This is a genomic window from Sporichthyaceae bacterium (assembly GCA_036493475.1).
In the GTDB taxonomy this organism is placed as follows: Bacteria; Actinomycetota; Actinomycetes; order Sporichthyales; family Sporichthyaceae; genus DASQPJ01.
In genome coordinates this window covers 1-4326 of sequence record DASXPS010000127.1, presented here as the reverse complement: position 1 = coordinate 4326, position 4326 = coordinate 1, and the positions used below count along the sequence as shown (strand labels likewise).

At 68.5% G+C, this 4326-nt stretch carries 3 protein-coding genes; 1 reads left to right on the top strand and 2 read right to left on the bottom strand.

All coding sequences use genetic code 11. From position 1 onward, the window contains the following. Window positions 1-720: 720 nt before the first annotated feature. Complete coding sequence (locus tag VGJ14_13595) at window positions 721-1323, top strand: reverse transcriptase N-terminal domain-containing protein (protein ID HEY2833455.1); 603 nt, start codon at window positions 721-723, stop codon at window positions 1321-1323. Here the strand turns inward: VGJ14_13595 and VGJ14_13590 are convergent, their stop codons facing one another. After that, on the bottom strand, window positions 1324-3585 hold the full coding sequence (locus tag VGJ14_13590) for a recombinase family protein (GenBank protein HEY2833454.1): 2262 nt from the start codon (window positions 3583-3585) through the stop codon (window positions 1324-1326). After that, window positions 3578-3742: a hypothetical protein gene (locus VGJ14_13585; GenBank protein ID HEY2833453.1), complete on the bottom strand. Its 165-nt coding sequence runs from the start codon at window positions 3740-3742 to the stop codon at window positions 3578-3580. Before VGJ14_13585 ends, VGJ14_13590 begins: the two co-directional genes overlap by 8 nt. Window positions 3743-4326: the final 584 nt, after the last annotated feature.

Below are 4326 nucleotides of genomic sequence, written 5' to 3'. Positions count from 1 at the left end.
AAGATCAAGCAGTACCACAATTGCGACGCGAGGTCGCACGCGATGAGTGAGTACGTCAGGTTGGAGGTTCAGCCGATGCTGAAGACGTAGTCCGGGTCAGTGTCCGAGACCTGTCCCCACCGTGACGTGCGTGATTGCTGCGGCCAGTAGCGGTCGGGTGCGAAGCTCACGGGAAAGCCCAAGGGGCCCCGTTCCGTCCGGGGGCCACAGGCGAGGGGAAGGCTGGGCGTGGGGTGAATACCAGTGAACCCTCGCTGATGCCTCGTTAATTGCACATCCTGGGACGGTTTGCGGGACCGGGATGATAGGGGTCGGCCGTTGTGAGGCGGCGGGTGGCGGCCAAGGATTGTGCGCGGCCGTGTGGACACCACCGTCCCCGGGGTACAGGGGGCACCCAATCCCAGCCGTGTCTCATGCGTGCGGAACACGGAAACCCCGTCGGGGTCCGCCACGCCGTGAAGGGTGGCGGTAAGCCGGAGGTAACGATGGACCAACTCCACTGGCGGGACAGGATGCCCAAAAAGCCAATGCCGGCAGCCGAAAGGCGACAGGAAACCGAGAAGAGGTCGACCAGCCCTCCACTGGTGGTCTCGCATAACTGGCCGGATACCGGGCGGGAACCCGTCCGGGCGCGAAAGCGCGCCCACGTGGGCAGGTGAGCCTTTGAAGACGATCAGCCAGAACAGCCGGAACCGAAGGACAAGTTAGGCGCCACTTGTGGTGAACGGACCGGAGGACCCTCGGCCGGAGCCGGGCCTCGACGCGGTCGACTGGGACTGGGTCGATTGGTCGGGCTGCGAACGGGAGGTACGGCGACTACGGCAGCGGATCTTCAAGGCGACGCAGGAAGGCGACTGGCCCAGGGTCAGGAGCCTACAGAGGCTGTTGTTGCGTTCCCGGTCGAACACGCTGGTCAGCGTGCGGCAGGTGACGCAGCGCAATGCTGGGCGCAAAACCGCGGGGATCGACGGGGAGGTCGCGCTGACCTCCCAGGCCCGGGCGGACGTGGCGGTGCGTGTGCACTCCACGATCACGACCTGGCGGCCTCCCGCGGTCAAGCGCGTGTACATACCGAAGGCAGCAAACCGTGCGAAGCTGCGCCCGCTCGGGATTCCCGTGATCATGGATCGGTGCCACCAGGCGCGGGTGCGTAACGCGTTGGAGCCCGAATGGGAGGCCCGGTTCGAGCCGAGATCGTATGGTTTTCGGCCGGGCCGCAGCTGCCAGGACGCGATCGGCGCGATCTACACCACGTGCAAAGGCCCCCGGGCCAAACGGGTGTGGGCGCTCGACGCAGACCTGGCCGCGGCGTTGGATGCATAGTCATACTGCTCTTTCGCTGATTGTTGGGGTGTCGAACAGGGCGTCTTGTGGGGTTGGGATATGGATACGCAGGCCTTTTCGGCGCCCGGTGCGGGTGAGGACCGCTTGGAGTTCTCCGCGCTTGACCTTCTGCAAAACGGTCTGGCGGGAGACGCCGAGGGCGCGGCTGGCGTGGTGCAGGGCGAGCCAGCCGTCGGGGGCGTCGTCGGTGACCATGCGGCGTAGCTCGTCGCTGAGCCGGATCCGCCATGGGGCGCCGGGGGTGATTTGTTCGCCGGCGACGAAGCCGTCGTCCAGCCAGCGCAGCAGGGTGGAGGGGGCGATCCCGAGCTGTTTGGCGGCGGCGGACACGTTGAGCAGGGCTCCTTCCGGCTCGTGCGTGGTGTCGCTGGGTTGGTAGCAGGGGATCTTGTGGTGGTGTCGCAGTGATTGCACCCTATTGGCGGTGAACGACAATCCCCGCGCGGTGCGGCGTCTTTGCCGGTTGAGGATCCCGGCGATCTTGGCGTCGGGGTAGTGCCCGGCGAGGCGGCCGAGCAGGGCGATGGTGTCCTCGGCGGTGCGGATGGCCGGCTGCGGGCGCCGCAGCGGCACGGTGAGCTCGCTGAGCACGCCGCCTGTGAACCGCAGCAGCAGGTCGGCGTGCGGTTCGGGGTCGTCGCGGCGCACGGTGATCTGTACTTCGTCGAGCAGGGTGCGCAGTAGTTGTTTGCGGTCCTTGTCGGTGGTGGTCGGCGCCGACCACACGCTGCCAAGGTCGTCACCGAGTTCCAGGATTGCCTGTTTTTCATGTGGTGTCAGGGTTTTCGGGCGTGTGGTCTCGCGGCGGGCGAGTTCGCCCTCGGCGTCGGCCACGGCCTTGAGCGCGGTGTTCCACTCCGTTTCCAGGCCGCGGGCGACGAGCCGGTTTTCCGGGTCGACCGCGCGGTAGCGGCGTTCGGCTTTGAGCGCGGTGTAGCGGGCTTGTTCGACCTGGCGGCGGTGCTGCTCGAGGGCGGCGTCGTGGCCGGCCTCGAGATGCTCGGCGGCGACCAGGCAGGCCTGCACGGCTGCGGGGGTCAGCGCGGCGAGGAACGTCTCGGCGACGGCGGCGTCGATGGCCTGCCCGCCGACGTTGAGGTGCCGGACTCCCTTGCCGTCAACCAGTTCGCCGGTGCCGTTGCAGTAGTAGCCAGGGGTGGACATAGTCGGGCCGCGGTAGAACACGGCGAGTTTGCGGCCGCACTCGCCGCAGGTGGCCAAGCCCTGCAGCAGCGCGGCGCCTCCCCGAACCGCGCCGGTGCCGGGCTGGTGCCGCGCGGGCCGGATGTTGCCGCCGATGCGCTGCTGGTTGGCCTGGTAGGTGTCCCAGTCGATGAACCCGCGATGATGCTCGGTGATCAGTACCTCCCACTCGTCTTGCGGCAGCTTACGGCCGCGCACCCGCAGCTGGCCGTCGTCGGCGACGTAGCGCTCCTGGCGTGTCCGCCCGAAGACATAGGCGCCGGCATAGGCCGGATGGGTCAGTGTGGTGTGCACCGCGTGGTAGGTGGGCTCCACCCAGGTGATCTCCGGGAGCCGGTCGCGGCGATAGCCGACCGGCTGCAGCGGCCAGCGCAGATGGTTGTCCCGCAGCCACAGCCAGGTCGCCCGCACCGACCCGGAGATGACGAACTGGTCGAACACCGCGGCGATGACGCCGGTGACCGCCTCGTCGGGGTGCAGCCGGATCTGTCCGGCGGCTTCTCCCCAGACCAGGCCGACCGGCAGCCCGGTGCGCAACTCACCACGGGAGGCCTTGTTGCGGATCCCACCGGTCAGGCGGGCCCGCAGCACATGCAGTTCAGCTTCGCTGAGCATCCCTTTCATCCCGAGCAGCAACCTGTCATTGAACAACCCGGGGTGGTAGACGCCGTCGGCATCGGCGACCAGCGCGTCGCACGTCCCGGCCAAGTCCAGCAACCGGTACCAGGCGGCGTTGTCGCGGGCCAGCCGGGAGACCTCCAACGCCAGGATGATCCCGATCTGGCCCAACGCCACGTCGGCGACCAGCGCTTCGAACCCATCTCGCCGGCCTGTGACCGATCCCGAGATGCCGAGGTCGGCGTCGACGATGCGGACCTGCTCGCGGGACCAGCCCAGCGTCACGGCATGCTCGACCAGGTCGTACTGGCGGGCCGTGGACTCGGCGTTGCGCTCCAACTGCGCGAGCGTGGATTGGCGAACGTAGACGACCGCGGCGCGGGAGCGGTGGGACGCGGTCACCTTGGCGTGCTCACTCATCATCGCCCACCTCGCCCTCGGCCGCCGCCTTCGCGATCAGGTGCGCCAGCAACGTGATCGCCTCGGTCACGCCGGCGTCGGGCAACTCGGCCAGCACCACTTGCGGTGGCGTCGGAAACTCGGTCGGGAGCAGACTGAGCTGGGCAGGCGGCATCATGGTCCTCCTCGCAAGTCGACTGCGATGCAGCCTGTTCCCCACGAGCGCGCTTGCTCAGCGCCGCCACCAGCAACACGGCGTCCGACAGATCCTCGACCGCGCCCAAGGTCGCGGCCGCGTCGTCCTGCTCGATGTTGGTGTCCGCATCGGGTACGGCGTCGGTCCACGCCCGCGGGATCAGCCGCTTGCGGCCGCCTGGCAACACCACCAGCAGGTCCATCCCACCGTGCTTGCGGCGCCACCGGCGCAGCACCGATACTCGCTCGCCTTCCATCGGGTCCCGGCGCCGCGTGATCGTCACCGTGGTCATCGCGACACCACCCCTGCCAGCGCGGCGGCCGCCTCGTGGTGCCCGCCCGCGACCAGCAGCGCACGAGCCACCGCACCGGCGTTAACCGCGTCCAGGCTGCTCACCGCGTCACGCAGATCGATCGGGACGCCCTGGCGATGCTCGCCGCGACCCGCAGCACCTGGCATTCACCGCTCGAACACGGCAAATGCCCGTCCTCCAGTGCCGCCCACACCGCTGGCCAGTCGATCACGGCCAGCGACACGCCGCGGAAACCACGACAGAACTCGACGTG

Excerpts from the sequence above, each read along its gene's own strand:
- VGJ14_13590 (HEY2833454.1), bottom strand. The coding sequence starts at position 3,585 with ATGAGTGAGCACGCCAAGGTGACCGCGTCCCACCGCTCCCGCGCCGCG.
- VGJ14_13585 (HEY2833453.1), bottom strand. The coding sequence starts at position 3,742 with ATGATGCCGCCTGCCCAGCTCAGTCTGCTCCCGACCGAGTTTCCGACG.